We start from the raw sequence: 22,856 nt of genomic DNA, 5'->3' as shown, positions 1-22,856 counted from the left end.
TAATAGTACCACCTCCACAATATAATCGCAATAAAGCAAAATTACATAACTTTAATTAATTTGATATTATCCATCTTTAAAAAAATTAAACTAATATTGCAGTTGTTGGGTTGTAAGCGGTTAATTAATATTCATATTTCCCATTTAATTTGTTAAATATTTTTTTAAAGTTTCTATATTCTGATATTTACTAAAATTAAAAACCACAACAGAATATAACTTCCATTGTGGTTATCATTAAACTAAAGCATCTACGACTTCTTCTAACTTCATGCCTCTAGAGCCTTTTATTAAAATTTTATCGTCTAGTTGTGTTAGTTCTTTTAGTTCATTAATTAATTGTGATTTATCATCGTAATGTACTGCTTGATTTACTAAGTTCTGCCCTGCTTCATTAATATATGAAGCTTCAGTACCGTAAGTCAATAACATATCAATACCTTTATTGTCTAAGTACTCGCCTACTTCTTGATGCATTTTTTTACTGTCTTGACCTAATTCTAAGACATCGCCTAATACGAGTATTTTACGTCCCGTCATATTAGCTAAAGTATCAATTGCAGCTTTCATACTTGTTGGACTTGCGTTATAAGCATCATTAATAACAACTAAACCATCGTCAGTTACATGTTGTTCCATACGCATACCAGTTAATTTAACTTTTTTTAAATTTTGATATATCGTTTCATAATCTAAATTTAATCGTTTACCTACTGCTATTGCAATTGCAGCATTTTTCATATTGTGTGTTCCTAAAATAGGTAAGGCATATTGTTCTGAATCATTAATTGAAAATGCAATGCCTTCAGTCGCAAAGTCGTCAATTTTACATACATAAGTATTATCGGCATTCAAACCAATACTTGTAAGTTTTACATCTTTCAATTGTTCTACATGGGGCTTTAATAATGGCTCATCACCGTCATATATAAATAAACCATCTTTTTTTAGGCCTAAAGTAATTTCAAACTTAGCCTGAGCAATGCCTTCTCTAGAACCTAAATCTTGCATATGAGATTCACCTATATTAGTGATTACCGCAATATCAGGTTCAGCAATTTTTGATAGTAGCTCAATTTCATGGAATCCTGACATTCCCATTTCAAGAATAGAAATTTCAGTATCATGATCTAATTGTAATATCGTGAGTGGCATGCCGATTTCGTTATTGTAATTACCGAGTGTTTTTTTTACTTTAAATTGAGGCTTTAACACACTTTCAATCATATCTTTAGTGGTTGTCTTGCCATTAGATCCCGTAACTGCAATTACTTGTGGATTCACGTAACGCAAATAAGTTTGTGCTAATTGTTGTAAAGCACTTAACGTATCATCAACCCAAATTATTGGACCGGCAATCGTTTCATCTATTGTTTCACCTTTTTGATAGAAACTTGCGCCTGCACCATCATGTAAAGCTTGTTTCACAAATTTGTGGCCATCAACGTTTTCCCCTTTAAAAGGAATAAACAACATTTTGCTATCTATATGTCGTGAGTCTATTGTCACGCCTGCAATAGACTGATTTAAAAATTGTTCGTCAATTTCACAATCAATCCATTCATGTATTTGTTTTAATGTTACTTCGATCATAAATTATTCGCCTCAATTAATACTATATTTATTTTTCTTCTTATCTTCATGTTTTTCTTTAGCTAACTCAATTAATTTTTTGATTAAGTCAGCGTATGATAATCCCATATTTTCCCATAAGCTAGGGTACATACTATACGCAGTAAATCCAGGCATAGCATTTGTTTCATTGATAAAGATTTGATTATCTTCTGTGACAAAGAAGTCAGCACGTAATAAACCTGAACAGTCTGTCGCTTTGAAAGCTTCTACTGCCATATTTCTTAAAGTCATTTGTACTTCTTCATCTAAATCGGCTGGTATATCCAAACGGATTTTACCATCTTTATATTTTGATTTGTAATCATAAAAAGCTACATCTTTTATAACTTCACCTGGTAATGTTGTTTCTGGATAGTCATTACCTAGTACAGCGACTTCTATTTCACGCGCATCAATACCTTGTTCGATAACAAGTTTACGGTCAAATTGGAAAGCTTCTTCGATACCTTGTTTTAATTCTTCTTCATTATTACATTTACTAATACCAACGCTTGAACCTAAATTGGCTGGTTTAACAAATACTGGATATTCTAATTTGTCATGCACTAATTTTAAGATATTACCTTCATATTTTTGGTATTCACTTCTTAAAAAGCTAACATACGGTAATTGAGGCAATCCTCTATGTGCAAATAGTTGCTTCATAACTAATTTATCCATTGTACTTGATGCGGCTAATACACCATTACCAACGTATGGTAAGTCTAATACTTCAAATAAACCTTGCATCGTACCGTCTTCTCCGTTCGGCCCATGTAACAAAGGAAAGACTGCACTATATGATTGTTGGCCTTCTTCTGTTGATAGTAAACGAGATATATCACCCGCTTCAACATCGTTTAATCTCAAGTAATCATTGTCCGAAATTTCATTAACGATATCTGTTTTCTTTTTCCATTGCCCATCATTTGTTATGTAAATGATATCAATACGATACGCATCCTTATCTATCGCATTAAGTACGTTTTGAGCAGTTAGAATCGATACGTCATGTTCGGCACTTTTACCTCCATATAAAATACAAATATTTTCTTTAGCCATCTCTTTTGCCTCCAAATATTATTATTAAACTACATCATATCACGATTTAATATATCTTTGCATCGATTATGTTAATAGGTTGTTTTAAATTTTAATTTTTTTAATAAAGTAATTTTTAAAAAGTTCTACACATTAAGAAATATAGTCATATTTCTTAATAATTTTATTCAAACTTACCTAGTATTGTTCTAGCAATATAATAGAAAGTTCGGTAAAATCAAACTATAATACATAAAATTAGATTTTATTTTAAGGAGTATGCAATGAGTAATTCACGTCGTTCAAAAGAACACAGTTGGATGCGACGCGTCGATTGGATTTTAGTTGGCGTTATCGTAATATTAGCTATAATTAGTGTGAGTATAATACATTCTGCTATGGGTGGCGGTCAATATAGCTCGAACTTTAGTGAAAGACAAATATTTTATTATGTGTTAGGTGCTATAATTGCCGGCTTAATAATGATTGTCTCTCCTAAAAAACTAATAAAGTACAGTTATTTATTATACTTTATATTATGTTTTGCTTTATTTGTCTTAATCATCATTCCAGAGACACCTTTTACTCCTGTAATCAATGGTGCCAAAAGTTGGTATAAATTAGGTCCAATCAGTGTCCAACCTTCTGAATTTATGAAAATAGTTTTGATATTAGCACTAGCGAAATTAGTAATGAAACATAACAAGTTTACTTTTAACAAATCGCTCGAAACAGATTTAAAATTATTATTTAAAATTATTGGTATGTCACTTTTACCAATGGCACTTATTTTGTTACAAAATGACTTGGGTACTACATTAGTACTTTGTGCAATTATAGTCGGTGTCATTATTGTCAGCGGTATTACTTGGAAATTGTTAGCACCGCTCTTTTTAGTCGTTATTGCCGTTGGTTCAAGTATTTTATTGGCTATGATTTATAGACCTTCATTAATAGAAAGCTTATTAGGAGTTAAAACTTATCAATTAGGAAGAATTAGTTCTTGGTTAGATCCTTATACTTATAGTAGTGGAGATGGGTATCATTTAACTGAATCATTAAAAGCGATTGGTTCGGGTCAATTGTTAGGTAAAGGCTTTAATCATGGCGAAGTCTATATTCCAGAAAACCACACTGACTTTATTTTTTCAGTAATAGGCGAAGAATTTGGTTTTATAGGTTCGGTTATTTTATTACTTATTTTCTTAGGATTAATCTTCCATTTAGTACGTCTGGCGACAACTGATGACAGCCCATTTAATAAGATTTTTCTTATTGGCTATGTTTCATTGTTATTATTCCATATTTTACAAAATATCGGTATGACTATTCAGTTGCTACCAATTACTGGTATTCCCTTACCGTTTATAAGTTATGGCGGTAGTTCGTTATGGAGTTTAATGTGTGGAATTGGTGTTTGTCTTTCTATTTATTATCACCAACCAAAGCGTTTTAACGAAGATACAGCTACTACGCCACTACGACAATCAACTTCAAATTAATAGTCAACAAAAAAAGGACTTAGCACTTCGCTAGGTCCTTTTTGACTATTTCAGTTCGTTAGTGGTTTTCACAGTAGTTGGTAAAGTATGCATAACTTCAAATCTTGACTTAGTTTTCTTTATGTTTACCCCTAATGATGATAATAGCTTAACTACGTTTTGTAATTTGTCGTTGTTCTTATTCATATCATCACTCCTGACTGTATGGCTTCTACTTCATCATACCCTATTTTAATATATGTTACTACACCAAATTGCAATTTTTTTCATTTTTATGAATATTTTTTACAACGCGTTTATTTTTTATAAGTTATTCAATATTTTAAAAGATTATTGTATACCCTCTATCATAAATTTCTTTTTCTATATTATTTAAATTGGCAGGTGTAGTAAAAGTGACTTGAATAGAACTATTGTGACTATCAACATGAACTTGATGAACACCAATTATATTTAATAAATCTTTTGTTAGTGCTTCTGCCTGCTTAGCAGTATTTAGACCTGCCACAAAAATTACTTTCGTTTCCATTGTATAATCTCCATCAGTCTTTCATTAATTTTTGAAACGTAACTAGCAATTCTTCCATAGCCGCTTCATTTTCACCGTTGTCTATTTTTTCCATAATACAACTCTTCATATGATGATCTAGCAGTTTTGTAGCTACACTATTCAATGCTGAACGTGTTGCTCTAATTTGTGTTAATACATCATCACAATATACGTCTTCATCAATCATACGATTAATCGCTTTTACTTGGCCTTCAATACGATTTAAACGTGATTTTAAGTTGTTTTTAGTCTGTGTAGAATGATGGGCTTGAGATGTTTCTACCATAAATACCCTCTCCTATTATATATTTAAGCTTATCGTATACCCACAACGGGTATGAGTCAAATGATAAAATTTTTATCTCATGTTACAATAACAAAGACTTTGTACGATTTAAATGTGATGTTGTTTTGGGGGAATATATATGATGGAAACGTGGTCAATCGGACTTCATCATTCAAATGTCGTATTAAACATTATATTTATTAGTGCATTTGCTTTAAATTTAATATTTGCTTTTACAATTATATTTTTGGAAAGACGAACTGCTGGAGCAATTTGGGCTTGGCTTTTAGTCCTTGTTCTATTACCTTTATTAGGTTTCGTCTTGTATTTATTATTTGGACGACAAATTCAACGAAATCATATATTTAAAATAGATGAAAAAGACAAAATCGGCATCCAAATGATAGTAAATGAACAGTTAGAAGCATTAAAAAATGATAACTTTTCAAAAGGTAATCATCAAATTGTTAAATTTAAAGATATGGTGCAAATGCTTCTTTATAATAATGCTGCCTTTTTAACGACAGATAATGATGTAACGATTTATACAGATGGAAGAAAGAAATTCGATGCACTTCTTGAAGATATTCATAACGCTAAAGATTATATACATATTCAGTATTATATCTTTCGTCATGATAATTTAGGTAAAAGTATTTTAGCTGCATTGGAACAAAAACTAGATGAAGGTTTAGAAGTCAAAATGTTATATGATGATATGGGTTCGAGATCATTATCAATTAAAGACTTTAAATCATTTCGTCAAAAAGGTGGCAAGGTAGAGGCTTTCTTCCCTTCTAAACTGCCTTTAATAAATTTAAGAATGAACAATCGTAACCATAGAAAAATTGTCGTTATTGACGGCAAAATTGGTTATGTTGGCGGCTTTAATGTTGGTGACGAATATTTAGGACTAAAAAAGAAATTCGGTTATTGGAGAGACACTCACTTACGCATTGTAGGTGATGCAGTGAACGCACTGCAATTACGCTATATGCTCGATTGGAATGCTCAGGCAACACGTTCCAACTTAAGTTATCAAGACCGTTATTTCCCAGATGTCAATTACGACGGGAACATCGGTATACAAATCGCATCGAGTGGACCGGATGAGGAATGGGAGCAAATTAAATATGGCTATTTAAAAATGATTTCCTCTGCTAAAAAGAGTATTTTTATACAATCACCATATTTTATTCCAGATCAAGCCTTTTTAGATGCAGTGAAAATTGCCGCACTAGGTGGTGTAAATGTAAATATTATGATTCCTGACAAACCGGACCACCCTTTTGTTTACTGGGCAACTTATAATAACGTTGCAAGTTTATTAGATGCCGGTGTTAATATTTTCCAATATAGAGACGGCTTTTTACATTCTAAATGTGTCATCATTGATGATGAAGTTGCTAGTGTAGGTACGACTAATATGGATCATCGCAGTTTTACATTGAATTTTGAAATTAATGCTTTTATTTACGACACTGCAGTCGCAAAACAATTACGCGGAGAATTCGAAAAAGACCTTTTAGTATCATATAGACTTACAAAAGAACTATACGAACAACGTAGTATATGGGTTAAGTTTAAAGAAGGTATTGCCAGATTATTATCTCCAATTTTATAAAATTATAGAGGTGAAAGCAGATGAACCAAGAAGAACAGCTTGATAGTGCCCGCACTTTTATGACTACTTTTCATAATAATGATTTTTCGGGACATGATATTGCGCATATTAATAGAGTTGAACGTTTAGCATTGTATTTAGCAGAGCGAGAGCAACCTGTTAATACCTTTATTATAAATATGGCAAGTCTTCTACATGATACGGTTGATTCAAAATTAACAAATAACGAAGAAGCTACGCATAAACTTCGTACGTTTTTATCATCAATTCAACTTAACGATAAAGATAGTGAAGCGATTCTTCACATCATTAATAATATGAGTTATAGTCATGCTAAAGTTCATCAAACAAAGTTATCAAAAGAAGGACAAATCGTTCGTGATGCCGATCGTTTAGATGCATTAGGTGCTATTGGTATTGCCCGCACTTTTCAGTTTGCAGGTGCTTATGATGAACCTATGTGGAGTGGTGACATAGACTATGAATCCTTAATTAATGGCAATTATAACTTAGCTCATTTATCACCTTCTGCTATTAAACATTTTTATGAAAAACTATTTAATTTAAAAGGATTAATGCATACTAAAACGGCTTATGTTATAGCTGAAAAAAGACATGAATTTATGCAACAATTCGTGCATCAATTTTTCGAAGAATGGTAACTTCAAATATAGAGTATATAAAAAAGCGTCTTTCAATATTTTTGAAAGACGCTTTTACTTTAATTATTTTTTCTTAGCTTTTTTTGATACAACTTGTGTATTTTTTGCTTTGTTACCGTCGCCATTTTTATCTTTGTTCATTGCTTCTAACATTGGAGCAACTTCTCTTTTGGCAACTCTTGAGTAGTAGATGTTCGCAAAATGCGTTTGTATAATCAAGAATGCGGCACTGACTGACCAATATAAGCCAAGTGCTGAAGCAGAGCTTAATGAAATCCATACAATCATGATTGGAGAAATAACCATCATCATGTAACCCATTTGACGTTGTTCATTTGGCATACTTAAGCTTGATACATAAGCTTGTAAGAAGTATAACACACCAGCTATAATTGTGATCCAAATGTCTGGTTTTGATAAATCAAACCATAAGAAATTAGGGTGATCAGTAAATCCACCGTTAGATGGGAATTTCAAGACGAAATATAATCCCATAATGACTGGCATTTGAATTAATACTGGTAAACAACCTAACATGCTCTTCATTGGGTTCATATCGTATTTTTTATAAACTTCCATCATTTCTTGATTGGCAGCCATTTTTTCTTCTTGTGTACGAGAACGTTTCACTTTCTCTTGCACAGCATCAATGTCAGGTTTAGCTACCTTCATTTTTTCTCGCATCATATGACTATTTCTATAATTTGATAACATGAATGGTAATAAAACTAAACGAATTGCAATTACAATAACGACAATTGCTAAACCATAGTCATTATTAAAACTAGTCCCTAACCAATGTATTAATTTGTCCATTGGTTCAACAAATGTATTAAAGAAGAAACCATTTCTGTTGCTCGGTTTAGAGTAGTCACATCCTGCTAGAAAGACCATTACTCCCAAAAGTAAAGGTAATAGCGCTTTTTTCTTCATTTTTCCACCTCTAATGATATATTCACACAAAAATCATTTTATCATATTAGTGTGCAAGTGAAAATCAAAAACATAATATTTTCACTATTAATCAACATATTGTAAAAAATGGTGGACTGTTGATTTAATATCATCACTTTGTGCGATAGCTGAAATCACTGATACACCATTGGCTTTAGCGTCCATTACTTCTTTATAGTTAGCTAACGAAATACCCCCAATGCCTACCATTGGGAAATCTTGAAGTTTTTCTCGAAGTTGTGTAATCATTTCAGGACCTACGGGTGCATTTGCGTCATCTTTTGAAGAAGTCGGAAACATTGGTCCTACTCCAATATAGTCAACATGTGCTAGGTTAGAATGCTGATACTCTTCAATATTACCTACACTTAAACCTATTATTTTATGTTGAAATTGCTGTGCAAAATGTTCCACGTCTTCATCATCTTGTCCAACATGAATACCATCAGCATCAATTGCGATTGCTAGTGAAACGTCATCATTTACTATAAATGGAACATTATAAGAATGACATAACTCTTTTAGTTTTATAGCAAGTAATTCTTTGTCCTCACCAATTAATGTCCCTTTGCCTTTTTCTCTAAATTGGAACATTGTGATACCTGCAGCTAAAGCCTCTTTTACTACGTCCACGATATTACGTTCATCGCTTATATCTTGAGTACCACAAATGAAATATAGTCTTAAATCATCTGGTTGGAACATTATTTACACCTCTTCTAATTGTCTTAACTGCATATATTCAGAGTGTTCAATCGTATATAACTTATCTACAAAGCGTGTTAAAAATGATCCAGGTCCTTGTGGTGAAGTTTTACTCTCTGCTTGTTCTGCAGCTATATTAAAAATTGAGACAGCTTCAATTACGCTTTCAATAGATGGCGCTAAACTACGATTTAAAAAGCTAGCTATAACGCCACCTAATAAACAGCCTGCACCTGTTATTTTAGTTAACATCTGTGAGCCATTAGATAATTTTATTATTTTGTCTTCTTGCGCAATAATATCTTCTTTACCTGTAATTACGATTGTTGTATTAAATTTTTTCTGTGCACGTTGAGCAATATCTATAACATCTAAATTTTCTGCACTATCTGTACCTTTCATTGTAGCATCATCATCAATTAAAGCTAAAATCTCAGAAGCATTACCTTTAATAACAGTTACATCTACTTCTGCTAAAAATTGATGACAAAATGTTTTTCTAAACTGTGAAGCGCCTACTGCTACTGGATCAAAAACGATTGGTACAGCTGATTTATTAGCAATTCGTGCGATTTTCAACATATCTTGACTTTGAGATTTGTTAAGCGTCCCAATATTAATTAATAGTGATGATGCGACTTTAAAAAAATCTTCTGCTTCTTCAGGTGCTTCACTCATAGCTGGACTAGCGCCTAAACTCAATAATCCGTTAGCAGTAAAATTTTTCACTACATCATTCGTGTAACACACGACTAAAGGATTTTGTTGACGAATCGTTGCTAAATTATTCATCATCTAATCCCTCCTTTTTCATATAGGCAAAATGGTTCACTGGGCCACGACCTTGTCCTATTTCAGGCGTATACTGAATTGCTAGTGCTATAAATTTCTTAGCTTTTTGTACCGCTTCATATATTGATTTACCTTTTGCTAATTCAGCAGTAATAACGGCAGAAAATGTACAACCTGTGCCATGAGTATGTGGCGTATCATATCGTGCTTCAGTAAATTTGTATACTTCATCTTTTATAAATAAATAATCTGTTGAATTTTGTGTGTCATCATTCGCATGACCACCTTTTATAACAACGCCTTTACTACCAATTTCGTTTATAAATATTTGTCCAGCTTTATATATATCGGCTTCATTTTTAATTGTTAATCCAGTAATTTCTTCAGCCTCAGGAATATTAGGCGTAGCTACAGTAGCAAGTGGTAATAAAATAGACTTCAAATTATTTTTGCCTTCGTCATCCATAAGTGAATCACCACTTTTTGCGAGCATAACTGGGTCAATAACGTATGGAATTTCTGGATGTTGAGCTATATATGATTGAATAAGTTCCATCATTTCTTTAGATGCAATCATACCTGTCTTTAAAGCATGTGGTAATTCATCATCATATACACTATCTAATTGTTCTGCCAACCATTGTGGATCTAAATTATGAATGTGTTGCACACCTTTTGTATTTTGCGCCACGATACTTGTTATAGCAGCCATACCATATACACCACAGGCATGAAAAGATTTTAAATCTGCCATAACACCTGCTCCGCCAGATGGGTCAGTTCCTGCAATTGTTAGTGCTATTTTAGGTTTATTCATTGTTATTTCCTCCAAAATCCCATGATTCTTGTACATATGCCATGTTGAAAAAGTTTTGTTCATGCACTGTACTTTGTAAATAGCTCTCTTTAATAGCATCGCATTCTTGTTGTGAAATATTTGCTGTTAGTTTATCTAATAATTTATCGAAAACATTTACCAGTTCTTCCATTTCTGTACTATAAAATTCGAACCATTTAGCTAAAATACAGTCTTTATTTAAAGCATCATCTTTTACTGCTTTACGCGCGATATATTGATAAACATAAGGACAAGGTGCCATCGCTGCTATCGTATGCGCAGCATTTTCTTTGCTAAAAGCATTATAATACATATGTTTTATATAATGGTCTCCACTTGGTGGCCACACTTTTTCTTGTACAATGTCATTGTAATCTTCACCTATATAATTTGCTATTATTTCATGCGCTTCAACTTCACCATCTACAATAAATTGAATTTGTTCTACCAAAAACTTAACGTCTTCCATTGTAGAAACTTTTGGAATTAGTAATGCATAGATATTGGCAAACTCTTTTAAATAAGATGCATCAGCTCTTAAATAAAATCTTGCTGCTTCTGCTGATAAATCACCTGCAAGCATATGTTGAACGAAGTTGTCATTATATATTTTTTCTAATATAGGTTGTGCTGCTGTTCTTAAATCTTGTGAAAATGTCATTGTTAAAATTCCTCCTAATAAAAAAACTACATTCCTTGTAAGAATGTAGTACTAACTAGGCATAATTAATAAATTAAGCGCAAGTAGACTACTTTCCTACGTTGGTACTAACCAAATCAGGTCGTAAGGGTCTGAATTACATCATCTCAGCCAGAGGCTCCCCTAGTAGTTTTACTATAATGTTTTCTTATTAAAGATAACAAATCCCCGTGCAATTTGCAAAAGAGTAAGATAACATGAGCAGAACAATAATCCTACTTGTATAAGAAGACTTTGTCGTTTCGCCCCGACAAAAAAACTAAAGTTGAAAGCAGCTTGATACAAGCGCAATTTCAATTTAGTCATATAGTCACAATATCAATATCAACCAAAATAAAATAAGATAAGATTAACTTTGTAACGATTTTGTATCGTACTGATGCCTTGGGGAAGTGTATGAGTGAAAGATTACTGGCTCGAACCATACTATCCTAAATCAAGGCAAACATGCACGGCAAAATCATAAAGGATTGGGAAAAATGACTAGAGATGCAAAAGTTTAATACTGGTGAATTTTCAATTCAGTCATTTTTTGCCAATATAAAAAAATAGAGTCTAGGATAATAGCATATCCCAAACTCTATTTAAATTGATATTATATTACATAATTTATAACTAAATTATGCAGTTACCCATTGTGAAGCACCTTCAGTATTGTATAATTTAACTGCTGCTTTATCTTGTACTGATTCTGGTGCTGATGAAGCTGGTTTACCTTTATATTGTTCAGGTGCTACTGAATCCCATGTAGTTTGTAAGAATTGATATTTACCTGATGCACCAGTTGATGCATTTGTAGCATGGATGTCGCCACCTGATTCACGTTGAGCAATTTGTTTTAAGTGACTGTTAACGTTTACTGAAGAACCACTGTCGTCACTTGAACTTGAATCATTTGAACTTGAAGTAGATTCTTGTTGTGGTTGTTGAGTTGATTCAGTTTGTGGTGCTTGTTGTTGTTTTGGTTGCTCTTGAGTTTGAGTACTTTGTTGAGTTTGTTCTTGTTGTTCTGGTTGTTGTGATTGTTGTTGTGCTTGCTCATTTTGTTGTGGTTGTTCATTTTGTTGTGGTTGTTCTTGTTGAGTATTAGCTGCTTGATTACCATATCCGTTATAACTCCAAGACCAGTTTTGGCCATTTGAAGAGAATTGATAGTTAGTGTTGTCTTGATCAAAGTTAATATTATATGAACCTTCTTGAACTGGTTTTGCATTTAATTCAGAAGGGTTATTTTGTGCTAATTGTGCTAAGTGCGCATGGTTAGCTCCAGTTGTTTCTGCTGCATTTGCATGATGTCCTGTTGCTAATCCTGTTACGCCTAATCCTACTACTATAGTTGAAGTTAGTAATGTTTTTTTCATAATTTAAAAAATCCTCCTATAAGGTAATTAGTTTTATCATCAATTTGCAATTACCAATGTAACATCTATAAAAAGGCTGTAGGTTACAGTGAAATAAAAAAATTCGGCATTTTTTTACAACACAATTACATTAAATAATGGTTAATTTAAAGCTTTTAAAATTATTTTTTCGTTTATGCCAGTTTTGAAAATTTATTATGTGACATTTTTCATGTAATACATATGTAATAAATCTGATTTTTCTGTTTAACTATTAGAGTAAATTTTCAATATTTAAACCCCAAAAAGCTATTGCTATATCTATAATTAGATATATGCAATAGCCGTCAACAAGTATAATTAATAATAGGATTGATAAGTTTAATATGATGGTTAATAAAAATGGTGGTTAGTTGATTAATATGATTGAAATTGAGGATAAATCATTTAAGTTATATAGATTAATTCAAGGAGAATGTTAAATCAGTAGCATCTTGATCGCATGGTTCAATAAGTGGGTTTTGCTGTTGTTTAACCTTTGGAGACATAAATTTGATTGTATCAATAATGATTTCAGTAACGAAATGCATTTGCCCTTCTTTTTCATATTTAGAAGAACGCATGTGGCCTGTTACACCTACAAGTGCGCCTTTAGATAAGTAACGGTGGATATTTTTAGCATTATTTCCAAAAGCCTTACAAAATAAAAAATCACAATTTTGCTGTTGCTCATTGCGCTTAGATGGTCTATCTATTGCGAGACATAATGAGACATAGTCTGTTTCGTCTTTACTAAATAACTGTGGATCTTTAGTTAGTCGTCCGACGACAACTATATTATTTATCATAGTTCACCTCCTTGTTAGCTATATCATAATTGGGTTCGTCAATAGCGTCAAAAGTCAGTAATGTTTAAATCAAGGAAAAATTGTTTGCTATATTTTATAAAAATTGGCTTATCAATTTGAATTTACGTTATAATAGCAACATAATCTTATTTATTGTAAAAGTTAAATTTCTTTAATGGATGTGAGGCAATGAAAACATTTAAAGCTGTTAGATTCCAAATCGTTTCAGAAAACGGTGGTGTAACTGAATATGAGTTGGAAGATGGCGTAATCATTAATAAAGAAAGTAGTGGTACTGGGTGGCTGTTAGAACTTGTCATACCAGATTATCATTATGATACTATGAAATCATATATGGATAATGAAACTTTGTTAGATATTCGTGTGGTCATTACCCGCCCATCAAATGACCCAGCTTTATTTGATGCGACTATTAAACACATCACGAAATTAAACGGATCAATTTCGGTCGTTTTTGAATGTCATATTTATACTTTACGACAAGTATATGCCGAAAGCTTATTAGAACAACTTGTAGATGAAGGATTATCAGGAGACGAATTAAAAACTTCTTTCAATAGATTAATGCAATCTAAACCTCGTCTAAAAGATGAAAAACCAGATAAACATTAAATAAAAAGAGCTTAACTTATTAAAAAGTTAAGCTCTTTTTATTATTTTGCATCTTGTAAGGCAAATGTTAACTCACAACTACATGCGACTTGACCATCTACAGTTGCTTTAGCACTGCCTTTGCCAATAGGGCCTTTAATTTTAGTGATTTCTACTTCTAAAGTTAAAGTATCTCCTGGTACAACTTGACGTTTAAAACGACATTTATCAATACCTGCAAAAAGCGCAAGTTTACCTTTATTCTCTTCGTTATTTAGCATTGCGACAGCACCCGTTTGTGCTAATGCTTCTGTAATTAATACGCCAGGCATTACCGCATATTCAGGAAAATGGCCTTGGAAAAATGGTTCGTTACCTGATACTTGTTTAATACCAACGCAACGTTTACCCTCTTCATATTCAACCACTTTATCAATTAATAAAAATGGTTGTCTATGTGGGATGATTTGCTTAATTTGATTATAATCGAAAATAGTTTCCATTTTATTAAATCCTCCAATAATTTTACAATTTAATTAGTCGTTAATTCTTTCAATGTTAGCACCCAATGAATTCAATTTACCATGTAAATCTACATAACCACGGTCTAAATGTGTTAATTCAGTAACTTGAGTTGTTCCTTCCGCTACTAATCCTGCTAAAATTAAAGCAGCTGCAGCTCTTAAGTCTGTGGCTTTGACTTGAGCACCTTGAAGTTGGCTCTTACCTTGAATTTTTGCACTTCTACCCTCGACAGTAATATTAGCATTCATACGTTGAAATTCAGCAACGTGCATAAATCTATTTTCAAATACTGTTTCAGTAACGACTTTATTGCCCTCAGCTGTTAATAATAATGCCATCATTTGTGATTGCATATCTGTTGGGAAGCCAGGATGTGGTAAAGTTTTAACGTCTACTGGTTTTAATTCACCTTCTGCTCTAACGCGAATAGCTTCATCTGAATACTCTAGGTTAACTCCCATTTCTTCTAATTTGTAAACTAAACTAGTCATATGTTCTTTGATTGCACCTTTAACTAGCACGTCACCACGTGTAATTGCGCCTGCAATTAATAAAGTACCTGCTTCGATACGGTCCGGAATTATTGAATGAGTGACGCCATGCAGTTTATCTACTCCATTTATAGTAATCGTATCAGTACCTGCACCTACAACGTTACCGCCCATTTCATTAATGTAGTTTGCTAAATCTACTATTTCTGGCTCACGTGCTACATTTTCTAAAACAGTTTTACCTTCAGCCAATGAAGCAGCCATAATAATATTTTGTGTCGCACCTACACTTGGGAAATCTAAATGAATCGTTGTACCTTTAAGTCCATCTTTCGCATTAGCGTATATGAAACCACCATCCATATGGATGTCTGCGCCAAGTTCTTCAAAACCTTTAATATGTTGTTCAATTGGTCTTGAACCAATAGCACAACCACCAGGAAGCGCAACTTTAGCATGTCCTAAACGAGCTAATAAAGGACCCATAACTAATATACTTGCTCTCATCTTACTTACATATTCATAAGGTGCTTCTTCAAATAAATCTTTAGTTGCATCGACAGTAACAGCTTCTCCATCTTTGTCATAAGATACTTCTGCATTTAATGTAGAAATTACGTTATTAATTGTTTCTACATCGCTTAATGCAGGTACATTAAGTAATTTACTTGTACCTTCCGCTGCAAGTAAAGATGCAGTTAATACTGGTAATACTGCATTTTTCGCTCCTGAAGCCTTTACTTCTCCTGTTAATTTATTGCCACTTTTTATAACTATCTTGTCCATCATTTATCCTCCACTTAAACTACAATTTCATCTCACTTATTATATGAATATTTTCTTCCATGTAATTATATCTATATTCAAATTTAAATAACAACTATTTGGATTATTGTAACAAATATTTTACCTGTGTAGAAAATTGCAATAAATCTACGATAAAATTACTTACTGCAGTACCTAATAATATTGCTAAAAATATCATGCATATTTGTACTTTTAAAGGATCACCTTTTTTAAAAAATTGATCCAATCTGAGTACATTTAGTGCCCAATAACTTATACAAATACATACCACATGTAATATCAAATGTATAATCGCAAATTGACCTAAATACTCCATATTAAATTCTCCTCATTCGTCTCTATTAAAGTATTCTACACGAAAAATTCTACAAAAGATACTTTTCGCTAAAATAATATTGTCATTATTTTTATTATAACTTTAACGTATGACTTTATGTAACGTTCCCGATTTTAAACATCTTAATCAAAGATATTTTTGTTGTCACAAAAAAAAAATGAGAAGTCCCCTTTAGGAACTTCTCTTAAATAAGTTTATTTTAAAGTAGCAACATAAAGTCTGTTATTCGCACGTTCAAGTGCGCGTTCAGCTCTATGTAAATCACCGCTATTTTGCTCGCTATTCAAATGCTCTTCGGCTTTTGTTTTTGCTGTCTGTGCTCTATCAACATCAATGTCTTTAGCAGCTTCAGCAGTTTGAACAATAATCGATAATTTATGCTGTCTTATTTCAACAAAACCTTCACTCACTGCGATAAATTCTGAACCACCATCAAAGTTAACTTTGACATAGCCAGTTTTTAGCGCTGCTACGGTAGGAATGTGTCCGAACATAACACCAATCTCACCAGCTGTTGTTTGCATTACAGCTAACTCGACATCATCCCTGTCGTAAACTGAGCCATTAGGAGTGACAATATTTAGGCTTAATGTACTCATTATCCATACCTCCTAATTTTTTAAACTTCAACGCCCATATCTTTTGCTTTTGCAATTACATCATCCATACTACCTACAAGTCTGAATGCATCTTCTGGGATATGGTCATATTTACCTTCAAGAATATCTTTGAAGTCTGCTACTGTACGTTTAACTGGTACATATGAACCTTTTTGACCAGTAAATTGTTCAGCAACGTGGAAGTTTTGAGATAAGAAGAATTGAATACGACGCGCGCGTTCAACTGTTTGTTTATCGTCTTCAGATAACTCATCCATACCTAAGATTGCAATAATATCTTGTAATTCACGATATTTTTGTAACGTTGATTGTACTTCACGAGCAACGTCATAATGTTCTTGACCTACGATACTAGGTTCCAAAGCTCTAGAAGTAGAAGCTAATGGATCGACTGCTGGGTAAATACCCATTTCAGTTAACTTACGTTCTAAGTTAGTTGTAGAGTCTAAGTGAGCAAAGACATTGGCTGGTGCTGGGTCAGTGTAGTCATCGGCAGGTACGAATACTGCTTGAATTGACGTTACAGAACCTTTATTTGTAGAAGTAATTCGTTCTTGTAATTGACCCATTTCAGTACTTAACGTTGGTTGATAACCTACGGCTGAAGGTAATCTACCTAACAATGCTGATACTTCAGAACCAGCTTGTGTAAATCTGAAGATATTGTCGATGAATAATAATACATCTTTACCTTCTTCATCACGGAAATATTCAGCCATAGTTAAGCCTGATAAAGCAACACGCATACGTGCGCCAGGTGGTTCATTCATTTGTCCGAAGACCATGGCAGTCTTTTTAATAACGCCACTATCACTCATTTCGAAGTATAAGTCATTACCTTCACGTGTACGCTCTCCTACACCTGCGAAAACTGATATACCACCATGTTCTTGCGCGATATTATTAATTAATTCTTGGATTAATACTGTTTTACCTACACCTGCACCACCGAAAAGACCAATTTTACCACCTTTAAGGTATGGTGCTAATAAATCTACTACTTTGATACCAGTTTCTAAAATTTCTACGTTTGTAGATAATTCGTCAAAAGCTGGAGATTGTCTATGAATTGGGTCACGACGTACAGAAGAATCGATTTCTTCATCTAAGTCAATTGTGTCACCAAGAACGTTGAATACTCTACCTAATGTAGCATCTCCAACTGGTACACTAATACTTCTACCTGTATCTTTGACTTCAGTACCACGTTTAACACCTTCAGTTCCATCCATAGCAATTGTACGTACAACGTCATCGCCTAATTGGATAGCAACTTCTAATGTTAATGATGTCGTTTTTTCGCCATTTTTAACATCTAGTACTAAGGCATTATTAATTTCAGGCACTTCGTTATGTTCAAAACGAACGTCTACGACTGGCCCCATAATTTGGGTCACACGGCCTACTCCCATTTTTTGTATCCTCCTTTTAATTCTATTCAAGTGCAGCTGAACCACCGACAATTTCAGTAATTTGTTGGGTGATTTCTGCTTGTCTCGCTCTGTTATATTCTAATGATAAATCATCAATAAGATCAGATGCGTTGTCTGACGCATTTTTCATTGCAGTCATTCGTGCAGCGTGTTCACTTGCTTTTGCATCTAAGATTGTTCCATATATTAAGCTTTCCACGTATTGAGGTAAGATTATGCTCAATATAGATTCTTTGTCTGGCTCAAATTCGTATGAAGACATTTGACCATGTCCAAGACTTGAATCTTCTGGAGATAATGGAAGTACCGTTTTCTTCGAAGGTTTATTTTCTAAAACATTGACAAAATGACTGAAATAAATCGTTAATTCATCGATATCTTCATCACTATATAAATCAATCGCCTTTTCAGCAATAGCTTGAACGCTTTTGAAAGAAGGTTGATCTGGCACTTCCGTTAAAGAGTCATCAATGCGATAGCCTTTATTAGTTAAGAAATCTACACCTGTTTGACCTAATACCATTAATGAATAATCATCATTGTCTTTATGATACTCATCCATGTCTTTAATTAGGTTTTTCAAAACATTGGCATTATATGCACCTGCTAAACCTTTGTCACTAGTAATGACTAGGTAACCACGTCTTTTAACTTCACGTTGTTTTAACATCGGGTGGTTTGTATGTTGATTTGCACCAGCCACGGCTGTTATAGCATCTTGCATTTTATCCATGTAAGGTCTAAATAACTTTGTATTACTTTCCGCACGACGTAACTTAGAACTTGACACCATGTTCATCGCTTTGGTAATTTGTTTCATTTTCTTCGTGGATTTTATACGTGTATCAATTTCTTTAAGAGATCCCATTATCTCACCACCTTTTCATAACTCTTACTAATTATTCTGATTTACTAAAGCTTCTTTTGAATTCATTAATTGCTGTTTCAAATTTTTCTGCATCAGGTAATGCACCAGTTGTTCTGATTTCATCAAGTAATTCTGTTGCATTTGATTTAGCCCAAATGTTTAATTCACTTTCGAAACGCGTGATATCTTCAACAGGAATATCGTCTAAATGACCTTTAGTTAAAGCAAAAATAATTAATACTTGATTTTCAACAGGTAGTGGTTTGTTTTTGTCTTGTTTTAAAACTTCAACAGTACGTTTACCACGTTCAAGTTTTTGTGCAGTAAATTCGTCAAGATCTGAACCAAATTGTGCGAATGATTCTAATTCACGATATGATGCTAAATCTAAACGTAAAGTTCCTGCTACTTTTTTCATAGCTTTAATTTGTGCAGAACCACCAACACGTGATACTGATTGACCTGCGTTAATCGCTGGTCTTACACCAGAGAAGAATAAATCTGATTGTAAGAAAATTTGTCCATCAGTGATTGAAATAACGTTCGTTGGTACGTATGCAGAAATATCGCCTGCTTGTGTTTCAATAATAGGTAATGCAGTAATTGAACCGCCACCTAATTCGTCATTTAATTTAGCTGCTCTTTCTAGCAATCTACTATGTAAGTAGAACACATCACCTGGGTAAGCTTCACGACCTGGTGGTCTACGTAATAATAATGATAATTCACGGTAAGCAGAAGCTTGTTTCGTTAAATCATCATAAACGATTAATACGTCTTTACCATCAAACATGAACTCTTCACCAATAGTTACACCAGCATATGGTGCGATGTATAAAAGTGGTGCTGGATCTGCTGCAGATGCTGATACTACGATAGTGTAATCTAATGCACCCTCTTGACGTAGTTTTTCAACGTTTGCGCGTACAGTAGAATCTTTTTGACCAATAGCTACATAAATACAAATAGTATCTTGATCATGTTGGTTTAAAATAGTATCTAAAGCAACTGTAGTTTTACCAGTTTGGCGGTCACCGATAATTAACTCACGTTGACCTTTACCAATAGGTACTAATGCGTCGATTGCTTTAATACCTGTTTGTAATGGTTGATCTACTGATTTACGGTCCATTACGCCTGTAGCTTTTTTCTCAACAGGTCTTGTTTTCGTAGTATGGATAGGACCTTGACCATCGATTGGTTGTCCTAATGGATTAACTACGCGACCTATTAATTCGTTACCTACAGGAACTTCCATAATACGACCAGTACGTTTAACTTCGTCGCCTTCTTTAATGTCGTCGTATGGTCCTAAAATAACAACACCAACGTTTGATTCTTCTAAGTTTTGAGCTAAGCCTAATACGCCGGTTTTAAATTCAATTAGCTCTCCAGCCATTACATCGTTTAAACCATGAATTAACGCAATGCCGTCACCAATTTGTAAAACTGTACCTACATCAGTTACAGACATTTCCGACTCATAATTTTCAATTTGTGAGCGTAGTAATGCGCTGATTTCTTCAGCTTTAATGGCCATCTATGTCACTCCTTTATTATTAATTAATGCGCTCTTTTAAATTTCTTCTCTAATTGAGCTAAATCGTTTTGAACACTCGCATCCATTACCTTAGTGCCAACTTTTACACGAATACCACCAATAAGTTCTTTATTAATTTCGTTTTTAAGTAAGACTTTAGATAATTTCGTTTGCTGTATTATTATTTTTCCAATTTCATCTAATTCATCATTTGATAAAGCATATACTGATTCTACAACTGCATAATCTCGATTATTGTGTTTATTGTATAGATGATTAAATGAATTATAAACTTCACTAATCATTCCAAGATGTCTATTTGAAGCAAGTACTTTGAACATATTTAATAAATAGTCATTAGTATTTGCAAACACTTTTTCAGCAAATTGAACGCGTTGTTCTTTATTTTTTTTAGGGTCTAGGTCTAACTCTTTTAAACCATGGATTTCAGAAGAAACCCCTTTTTCAACCTCAGAAAATTCTTCATAAACGACATCCAAGTTATTAGCATCAAGAGAGGCGTCAAATAAAGCTTTAGCGTATTTCATTGCTACTTTCGCCATTATTTATCCCCTGCCTCTTTAATGTACTTTTCAACCAATGCTTTTTGGTCTTGTTCGCTGATTTCTTTTTGTAATACTTTTGAAGCAATAAGTACAGATAGATCTGAAACTTGATTATTAATATCCGCAATTGCGCGTTCTTTTTCGCTATTAATTTCGTTTTGAGCTGTTTCAATCATACCGTTCGCACGTACATTAGCTTCATGAATAATTTCTTCATGTTGCTGGCGTGCTTGAACTTTCGCTTCTTCAATCATGCGATGAACCTCATCTTGAGTTTCTTTTAACGTTTGTTTGTTTTGTTCTTCTAACTTCTGTGCATTTAACTTAGCTTGTTCAGCGTCGTCAATGTCTTTATTAATGTCACGTTCACGTTTATCCATTACTTCTTTTAATGGACCCCATGCATATTTCTTTAATAAACCTAATAAAACAAGAAATGTTATTGCAGTAACAATAATAGTTCCCCACTGAACGCCATGTGCTTCAGCTGCACCAAGTACGAACATATTTGTCGTAGCAGTCACTTAGCCTTACACTCCTTTCATTCATTATAACCAATTGCTTAATAGTAAAACGAAGGGCAAAGTCGTAACGACTTCGCCTATTTAAGTGTAATTACATGAACATTACGATGAATGAAATTACAAGACCAAGGATAGGTAATGCCTCAACTAAACCAATACCGATAAACATAATTGACATTAATTGTCCACGAGCTTCTGGTTGACGTGCTACACCTTCTACTGTTCTTGAAACGATAAGACCGTTACCAATACCTGCGCCTAATGCTGATAAACCAATTGCGATTGCTGCTGCGATTAAATTCATTTATAAATCCTCCTAAATTTTGTATAAATTGTTTAATAAATCAATTAATGGTCACTTTGTACTTTATGTGACATGTAAACCATTGATAGCATTATAAAGATATATGCTTGGATGGAACCAATAAAGATTGAGAATGCTTGCCAAACAACTAATCCTGGTAAGCCGATAATCCAACCCCATGCTAAATGATTTATTACTAACCCTGAAAGTAAAGTAAGTAATAACTCACCTGCATAAATATTACCGTATAAACGTAGACCGAGCGTTAACGTTGAAGTAAACTCTTCGAACACGTTAATCGGTAATAGGAATATTGGCTTTGTATAATTACCAAAATAGCTTTTGGTACCTCTCATTTTAATACCATAATAATGCGTCAACAATATTATGAGTGTTGAAAGCGTTAGAGTCACTGTTGCATCTGCAGTAGGTGATTTCCACCACAATGTATGACCAGTCACAACTGAAAATGGTAATCCCAGCATGTTACTGACAAAAATAAATAATATCAATGTCACTGCTAAGAAATGGAATTGTCCACCTTTCGACCAAGACATATTACTTGATATGATGCCTCTAACAAAGTCAAAAACCCACTCTATGAAGTTTTGCTTGCCTGTTGGTCGTTTTTGAAGATTACGCGTACAAATAATAGCTACTACAAATACAATAACCGCTGTAATAATTAGCATCATAATGGATGATAAATTAAACACGATGTCTAAACCAAACACTTTCCAACTGACAAGAGGTTGCTTGTGTTGCATGTTTTT

The 22,856-nt window shown here is 33.3% G+C and carries 27 protein-coding genes and 1 riboswitch; of the genes, 4 read left to right on the top strand and 23 right to left on the bottom strand.

All coding sequences use genetic code 11. The features are described 5' to 3' along the window. Positions 1 to 237: 237 nt before the first annotated feature. Both C7J89_RS05560 and C7J89_RS05555 read right to left on the bottom strand, forming a co-directional pair. Positions 238 to 1,593 carry a UDP-N-acetylmuramoyl-tripeptide--D-alanyl-D-alanine ligase gene (locus C7J89_RS05560; protein WP_103295722.1) on the bottom strand — a complete coding sequence of 452 codons (1,356 nt, stop codon included), beginning with the start codon at positions 1,591 to 1,593 and terminating at the stop codon, positions 238 to 240. 12 nt (positions 1,594 to 1,605) lie between these two features. Beyond that, entirely contained in the window at positions 1,606 to 2,676 is a 1,071-nt protein-coding gene (locus tag C7J89_RS05555; protein ID WP_061855675.1) for a D-alanine--D-alanine ligase, read from the bottom strand. A 263-nt stretch (positions 2,677 to 2,939) separates the two neighbouring features. Between C7J89_RS05555 and C7J89_RS05550 the strand changes: the two genes are divergently transcribed. Beyond that, positions 2,940 to 4,157 carry an FtsW/RodA/SpoVE family cell cycle protein gene (locus C7J89_RS05550; RefSeq protein WP_103295721.1) on the top strand — a complete coding sequence of 406 codons (1,218 nt, stop codon included), beginning with the start codon at positions 2,940 to 2,942 and terminating at the stop codon, positions 4,155 to 4,157. A 45-nt stretch (positions 4,158 to 4,202) separates the two neighbouring features. Here the strand turns inward: C7J89_RS05550 and C7J89_RS05545 are convergent, their stop codons facing one another. From C7J89_RS05545 to csoR, 3 genes are all read right to left on the bottom strand, one after another. Then, entirely contained in the window at positions 4,203 to 4,343 is a 141-nt protein-coding gene (locus C7J89_RS05545) for an Lmo0850 family protein (protein ID WP_103295720.1), read from the bottom strand. A 136-nt stretch (positions 4,344 to 4,479) separates the two neighbouring features. Continuing rightward, on the bottom strand, positions 4,480 to 4,686 hold the full coding sequence (csoZ, locus tag C7J89_RS05540) for a putative copper chaperone CsoZ (RefSeq protein ID WP_061855677.1): 207 nt from the start codon (positions 4,684 to 4,686) through the stop codon (positions 4,480 to 4,482). A 13-nt stretch (positions 4,687 to 4,699) separates the two neighbouring features. Further along, a complete protein-coding gene (gene csoR, locus C7J89_RS05535; RefSeq protein WP_061855678.1) occupies positions 4,700 to 4,993 on the bottom strand; it encodes a copper-sensing transcriptional repressor CsoR in 294 nt (97 codons plus the stop codon). Positions 4,994 to 5,132: 139 nt separating this feature from the next. On the opposite strand from csoR, the gene cls reads away from it, so the two are divergent. Together cls and C7J89_RS05525 are read left to right on the top strand one after the other, a co-directional pair. Beyond that, entirely contained in the window at positions 5,133 to 6,617 is a 1,485-nt protein-coding gene (gene cls, locus C7J89_RS05530) for a cardiolipin synthase (RefSeq protein ID WP_103295719.1), read from the top strand. A gap of 20 nt (positions 6,618 to 6,637) precedes the next feature. After that, positions 6,638 to 7,279: an HD domain-containing protein gene (locus tag C7J89_RS05525; RefSeq protein WP_103295718.1), complete on the top strand. Its 642-nt coding sequence runs from the start codon at positions 6,638 to 6,640 to the stop codon at positions 7,277 to 7,279. A gap of 63 nt (positions 7,280 to 7,342) precedes the next feature. Here the strand turns inward: C7J89_RS05525 and yidC are convergent, their stop codons facing one another. From yidC to C7J89_RS05490, 7 genes are all read right to left on the bottom strand, one after another. Next, the gene (yidC, locus tag C7J89_RS05520) at positions 7,343 to 8,212 is read right to left on the bottom strand and encodes a membrane protein insertase YidC (RefSeq protein WP_061855681.1); all 870 of its coding nucleotides are present in this window, start codon (positions 8,210 to 8,212) and stop codon (positions 7,343 to 7,345) included. Between the two features lie 87 nt (positions 8,213 to 8,299). Continuing rightward, the gene (thiE, locus tag C7J89_RS05515; RefSeq protein ID WP_103295717.1) at positions 8,300 to 8,938 is read right to left on the bottom strand and encodes a thiamine phosphate synthase; all 639 of its coding nucleotides are present in this window, start codon (positions 8,936 to 8,938) and stop codon (positions 8,300 to 8,302) included. A gap of 3 nt (positions 8,939 to 8,941) precedes the next feature. After that, positions 8,942 to 9,730 carry a hydroxyethylthiazole kinase gene (gene thiM / locus C7J89_RS05510; RefSeq protein ID WP_103295728.1) on the bottom strand — a complete coding sequence of 263 codons (789 nt, stop codon included), beginning with the start codon at positions 9,728 to 9,730 and terminating at the stop codon, positions 8,942 to 8,944. Beyond that, positions 9,723 to 10,547 (bottom strand): bifunctional hydroxymethylpyrimidine kinase/phosphomethylpyrimidine kinase, encoded by an 825-nt coding sequence (thiD, locus tag C7J89_RS05505; protein ID WP_103295716.1) that lies wholly within the window; start codon positions 10,545 to 10,547, stop codon positions 9,723 to 9,725. Before thiD ends, thiM begins: the two co-directional genes overlap by 8 nt. Then, on the bottom strand, positions 10,540 to 11,229 hold the full coding sequence (gene tenA, locus C7J89_RS05500) for a thiaminase II (protein WP_061855684.1): 690 nt from the start codon (positions 11,227 to 11,229) through the stop codon (positions 10,540 to 10,542). Before tenA ends, thiD begins: the two co-directional genes overlap by 8 nt. Before the next feature lie 76 nt (positions 11,230 to 11,305). Next, a riboswitch (TPP riboswitch) is annotated at positions 11,306 to 11,403 on the bottom strand. Between the two features lie 485 nt (positions 11,404 to 11,888). Beyond that, positions 11,889 to 12,629: a transglycosylase family protein gene (locus C7J89_RS05495; protein ID WP_103295715.1), complete on the bottom strand. Its 741-nt coding sequence runs from the start codon at positions 12,627 to 12,629 to the stop codon at positions 11,889 to 11,891. Between the two features lie 440 nt (positions 12,630 to 13,069). Continuing rightward, on the bottom strand, positions 13,070 to 13,456 hold the full coding sequence (locus C7J89_RS05490; protein ID WP_061855686.1) for a single-stranded DNA-binding protein: 387 nt from the start codon (positions 13,454 to 13,456) through the stop codon (positions 13,070 to 13,072). A gap of 189 nt (positions 13,457 to 13,645) precedes the next feature. Between C7J89_RS05490 and C7J89_RS05485 the strand changes: the two genes are divergently transcribed. Continuing rightward, positions 13,646 to 14,089 (top strand): YwpF-like family protein, encoded by a 444-nt coding sequence (locus C7J89_RS05485; RefSeq protein WP_061855687.1) that lies wholly within the window; start codon positions 13,646 to 13,648, stop codon positions 14,087 to 14,089. A 41-nt stretch (positions 14,090 to 14,130) separates the two neighbouring features. On the opposite strand, the gene fabZ is transcribed toward C7J89_RS05485, so the two are convergent. The 11 genes from fabZ to atpB all read right to left on the bottom strand — a co-directional run bounded on the left by fabZ (position 14,131) and on the right by atpB (position 22,850). Further along, positions 14,131 to 14,571 (bottom strand): 3-hydroxyacyl-ACP dehydratase FabZ, encoded by a 441-nt coding sequence (gene fabZ / locus C7J89_RS05480; protein WP_048792850.1) that lies wholly within the window; start codon positions 14,569 to 14,571, stop codon positions 14,131 to 14,133. A 33-nt stretch (positions 14,572 to 14,604) separates the two neighbouring features. Next, entirely contained in the window at positions 14,605 to 15,870 is a 1,266-nt protein-coding gene (murA, locus tag C7J89_RS05475; RefSeq protein ID WP_103295714.1) for a UDP-N-acetylglucosamine 1-carboxyvinyltransferase, read from the bottom strand. 103 nt (positions 15,871 to 15,973) lie between these two features. Beyond that, the gene (locus C7J89_RS05470; protein ID WP_061855689.1) at positions 15,974 to 16,207 is read right to left on the bottom strand and encodes a DUF1146 family protein; all 234 of its coding nucleotides are present in this window, start codon (positions 16,205 to 16,207) and stop codon (positions 15,974 to 15,976) included. A gap of 215 nt (positions 16,208 to 16,422) precedes the next feature. Then, positions 16,423 to 16,827, bottom strand: coding sequence for a F0F1 ATP synthase subunit epsilon (locus tag C7J89_RS05465; protein WP_061855690.1), 405 nt, complete (start codon positions 16,825 to 16,827; stop codon positions 16,423 to 16,425). Positions 16,828 to 16,847: 20 nt separating this feature from the next. After that, positions 16,848 to 18,260 (bottom strand): F0F1 ATP synthase subunit beta, encoded by a 1,413-nt coding sequence (atpD, locus tag C7J89_RS05460; protein WP_103295713.1) that lies wholly within the window; start codon positions 18,258 to 18,260, stop codon positions 16,848 to 16,850. A gap of 22 nt (positions 18,261 to 18,282) precedes the next feature. Then, positions 18,283 to 19,149: an ATP synthase F1 subunit gamma gene (gene atpG, locus C7J89_RS05455; protein WP_061855692.1), complete on the bottom strand. Its 867-nt coding sequence runs from the start codon at positions 19,147 to 19,149 to the stop codon at positions 18,283 to 18,285. Positions 19,150 to 19,180: 31 nt separating this feature from the next. Further along, positions 19,181 to 20,689, bottom strand: coding sequence for a F0F1 ATP synthase subunit alpha (gene atpA / locus C7J89_RS05450; RefSeq protein ID WP_061855693.1), 1,509 nt, complete (start codon positions 20,687 to 20,689; stop codon positions 19,181 to 19,183). A gap of 23 nt (positions 20,690 to 20,712) precedes the next feature. After that, on the bottom strand, positions 20,713 to 21,252 hold the full coding sequence (locus tag C7J89_RS05445) for a F0F1 ATP synthase subunit delta (RefSeq protein ID WP_061855694.1): 540 nt from the start codon (positions 21,250 to 21,252) through the stop codon (positions 20,713 to 20,715). Further along, complete coding sequence (locus tag C7J89_RS05440; protein WP_061855695.1) at positions 21,252 to 21,779, bottom strand: F0F1 ATP synthase subunit B; 528 nt, start codon at positions 21,777 to 21,779, stop codon at positions 21,252 to 21,254. Before C7J89_RS05440 ends, C7J89_RS05445 begins: the two co-directional genes overlap by 1 nt. Positions 21,780 to 21,870: 91 nt before the next feature. Continuing rightward, a complete protein-coding gene (gene atpE, locus C7J89_RS05435; protein WP_002510315.1) occupies positions 21,871 to 22,083 on the bottom strand; it encodes a F0F1 ATP synthase subunit C in 213 nt (70 codons plus the stop codon). 44 nt (positions 22,084 to 22,127) lie between these two features. Further along, the gene (gene atpB / locus C7J89_RS05430) at positions 22,128 to 22,850 is read right to left on the bottom strand and encodes a F0F1 ATP synthase subunit A (protein ID WP_061855696.1); all 723 of its coding nucleotides are present in this window, start codon (positions 22,848 to 22,850) and stop codon (positions 22,128 to 22,130) included. Positions 22,851 to 22,856: the final 6 nt, after the last annotated feature.

Origin of the sequence: Staphylococcus kloosii, assembly GCF_003019255.1 — a bacterium.
Taxonomy (GTDB): Bacteria; Bacillota; Bacilli; order Staphylococcales; family Staphylococcaceae; genus Staphylococcus; species Staphylococcus kloosii.
This window is presented reverse-complemented; position numbering and strand designations above follow the sequence as displayed.

What these genes read in the sequence shown, in the direction of transcription:
- C7J89_RS05560 (WP_103295722.1), bottom strand. Translation starts at nt 1,593, where the DNA reads ATGATCGAAGTAACATTAAAACAAATACATGAATGGATTGATTGTGAA.
- C7J89_RS05555 (WP_061855675.1), bottom strand. Translation starts at nt 2,676, where the DNA reads ATGGCTAAAGAAAATATTTGTATTTTATATGGAGGTAAAAGTGCCGAA.
- C7J89_RS05550 (WP_103295721.1), top strand. Translation starts at nt 2,940, where the DNA reads ATGAGTAATTCACGTCGTTCAAAAGAACACAGTTGGATGCGACGCGTC.
- C7J89_RS05545 (WP_103295720.1), bottom strand. Translation starts at nt 4,343, where the DNA reads ATGAATAAGAACAACGACAAATTACAAAACGTAGTTAAGCTATTATCA.
- csoZ (WP_061855677.1), bottom strand. Translation starts at nt 4,686, where the DNA reads ATGGAAACGAAAGTAATTTTTGTGGCAGGTCTAAATACTGCTAAGCAG.
- csoR (WP_061855678.1), bottom strand. Translation starts at nt 4,993, where the DNA reads ATGGTAGAAACATCTCAAGCCCATCATTCTACACAGACTAAAAACAAC.
- cls (WP_103295719.1), top strand. Translation starts at nt 5,133, where the DNA reads ATGATGGAAACGTGGTCAATCGGACTTCATCATTCAAATGTCGTATTA.
- C7J89_RS05525 (WP_103295718.1), top strand. Translation starts at nt 6,638, where the DNA reads ATGAACCAAGAAGAACAGCTTGATAGTGCCCGCACTTTTATGACTACT.
- yidC (WP_061855681.1), bottom strand. Translation starts at nt 8,212, where the DNA reads ATGAAGAAAAAAGCGCTATTACCTTTACTTTTGGGAGTAATGGTCTTT.
- thiE (WP_103295717.1), bottom strand. Translation starts at nt 8,938, where the DNA reads ATGTTCCAACCAGATGATTTAAGACTATATTTCATTTGTGGTACTCAA.
- thiM (WP_103295728.1), bottom strand. Translation starts at nt 9,730, where the DNA reads ATGAATAATTTAGCAACGATTCGTCAACAAAATCCTTTAGTCGTGTGT.
- thiD (WP_103295716.1), bottom strand. Translation starts at nt 10,547, where the DNA reads ATGAATAAACCTAAAATAGCACTAACAATTGCAGGAACTGACCCATCT.
- tenA (WP_061855684.1), bottom strand. Translation starts at nt 11,229, where the DNA reads ATGACATTTTCACAAGATTTAAGAACAGCAGCACAACCTATATTAGAA.
- C7J89_RS05495 (WP_103295715.1), bottom strand. Translation starts at nt 12,629, where the DNA reads ATGAAAAAAACATTACTAACTTCAACTATAGTAGTAGGATTAGGCGTA.
- C7J89_RS05490 (WP_061855686.1), bottom strand. Translation starts at nt 13,456, where the DNA reads ATGATAAATAATATAGTTGTCGTCGGACGACTAACTAAAGATCCACAG.
- C7J89_RS05485 (WP_061855687.1), top strand. Translation starts at nt 13,646, where the DNA reads ATGAAAACATTTAAAGCTGTTAGATTCCAAATCGTTTCAGAAAACGGT.
- fabZ (WP_048792850.1), bottom strand. Translation starts at nt 14,571, where the DNA reads ATGGAAACTATTTTCGATTATAATCAAATTAAGCAAATCATCCCACAT.
- murA (WP_103295714.1), bottom strand. Translation starts at nt 15,870, where the DNA reads ATGGACAAGATAGTTATAAAAAGTGGCAATAAATTAACAGGAGAAGTA.
- C7J89_RS05470 (WP_061855689.1), bottom strand. Translation starts at nt 16,207, where the DNA reads ATGGAGTATTTAGGTCAATTTGCGATTATACATTTGATATTACATGTG.
- C7J89_RS05465 (WP_061855690.1), bottom strand. Translation starts at nt 16,827, where the DNA reads ATGAGTACATTAAGCCTAAATATTGTCACTCCTAATGGCTCAGTTTAC.
- atpD (WP_103295713.1), bottom strand. Translation starts at nt 18,260, where the DNA reads ATGGGAGTAGGCCGTGTGACCCAAATTATGGGGCCAGTCGTAGACGTT.
- atpG (WP_061855692.1), bottom strand. Translation starts at nt 19,149, where the DNA reads ATGGGATCTCTTAAAGAAATTGATACACGTATAAAATCCACGAAGAAA.
- atpA (WP_061855693.1), bottom strand. Translation starts at nt 20,689, where the DNA reads ATGGCCATTAAAGCTGAAGAAATCAGCGCATTACTACGCTCACAAATT.
- C7J89_RS05445 (WP_061855694.1), bottom strand. Translation starts at nt 21,252, where the DNA reads ATGGCGAAAGTAGCAATGAAATACGCTAAAGCTTTATTTGACGCCTCT.
- atpE (WP_002510315.1), bottom strand. Translation starts at nt 22,083, where the DNA reads ATGAATTTAATCGCAGCAGCAATCGCAATTGGTTTATCAGCATTAGGC.
- atpB (WP_061855696.1), bottom strand. Translation starts at nt 22,850, where the DNA reads ATGCAACACAAGCAACCTCTTGTCAGTTGGAAAGTGTTTGGTTTAGAC.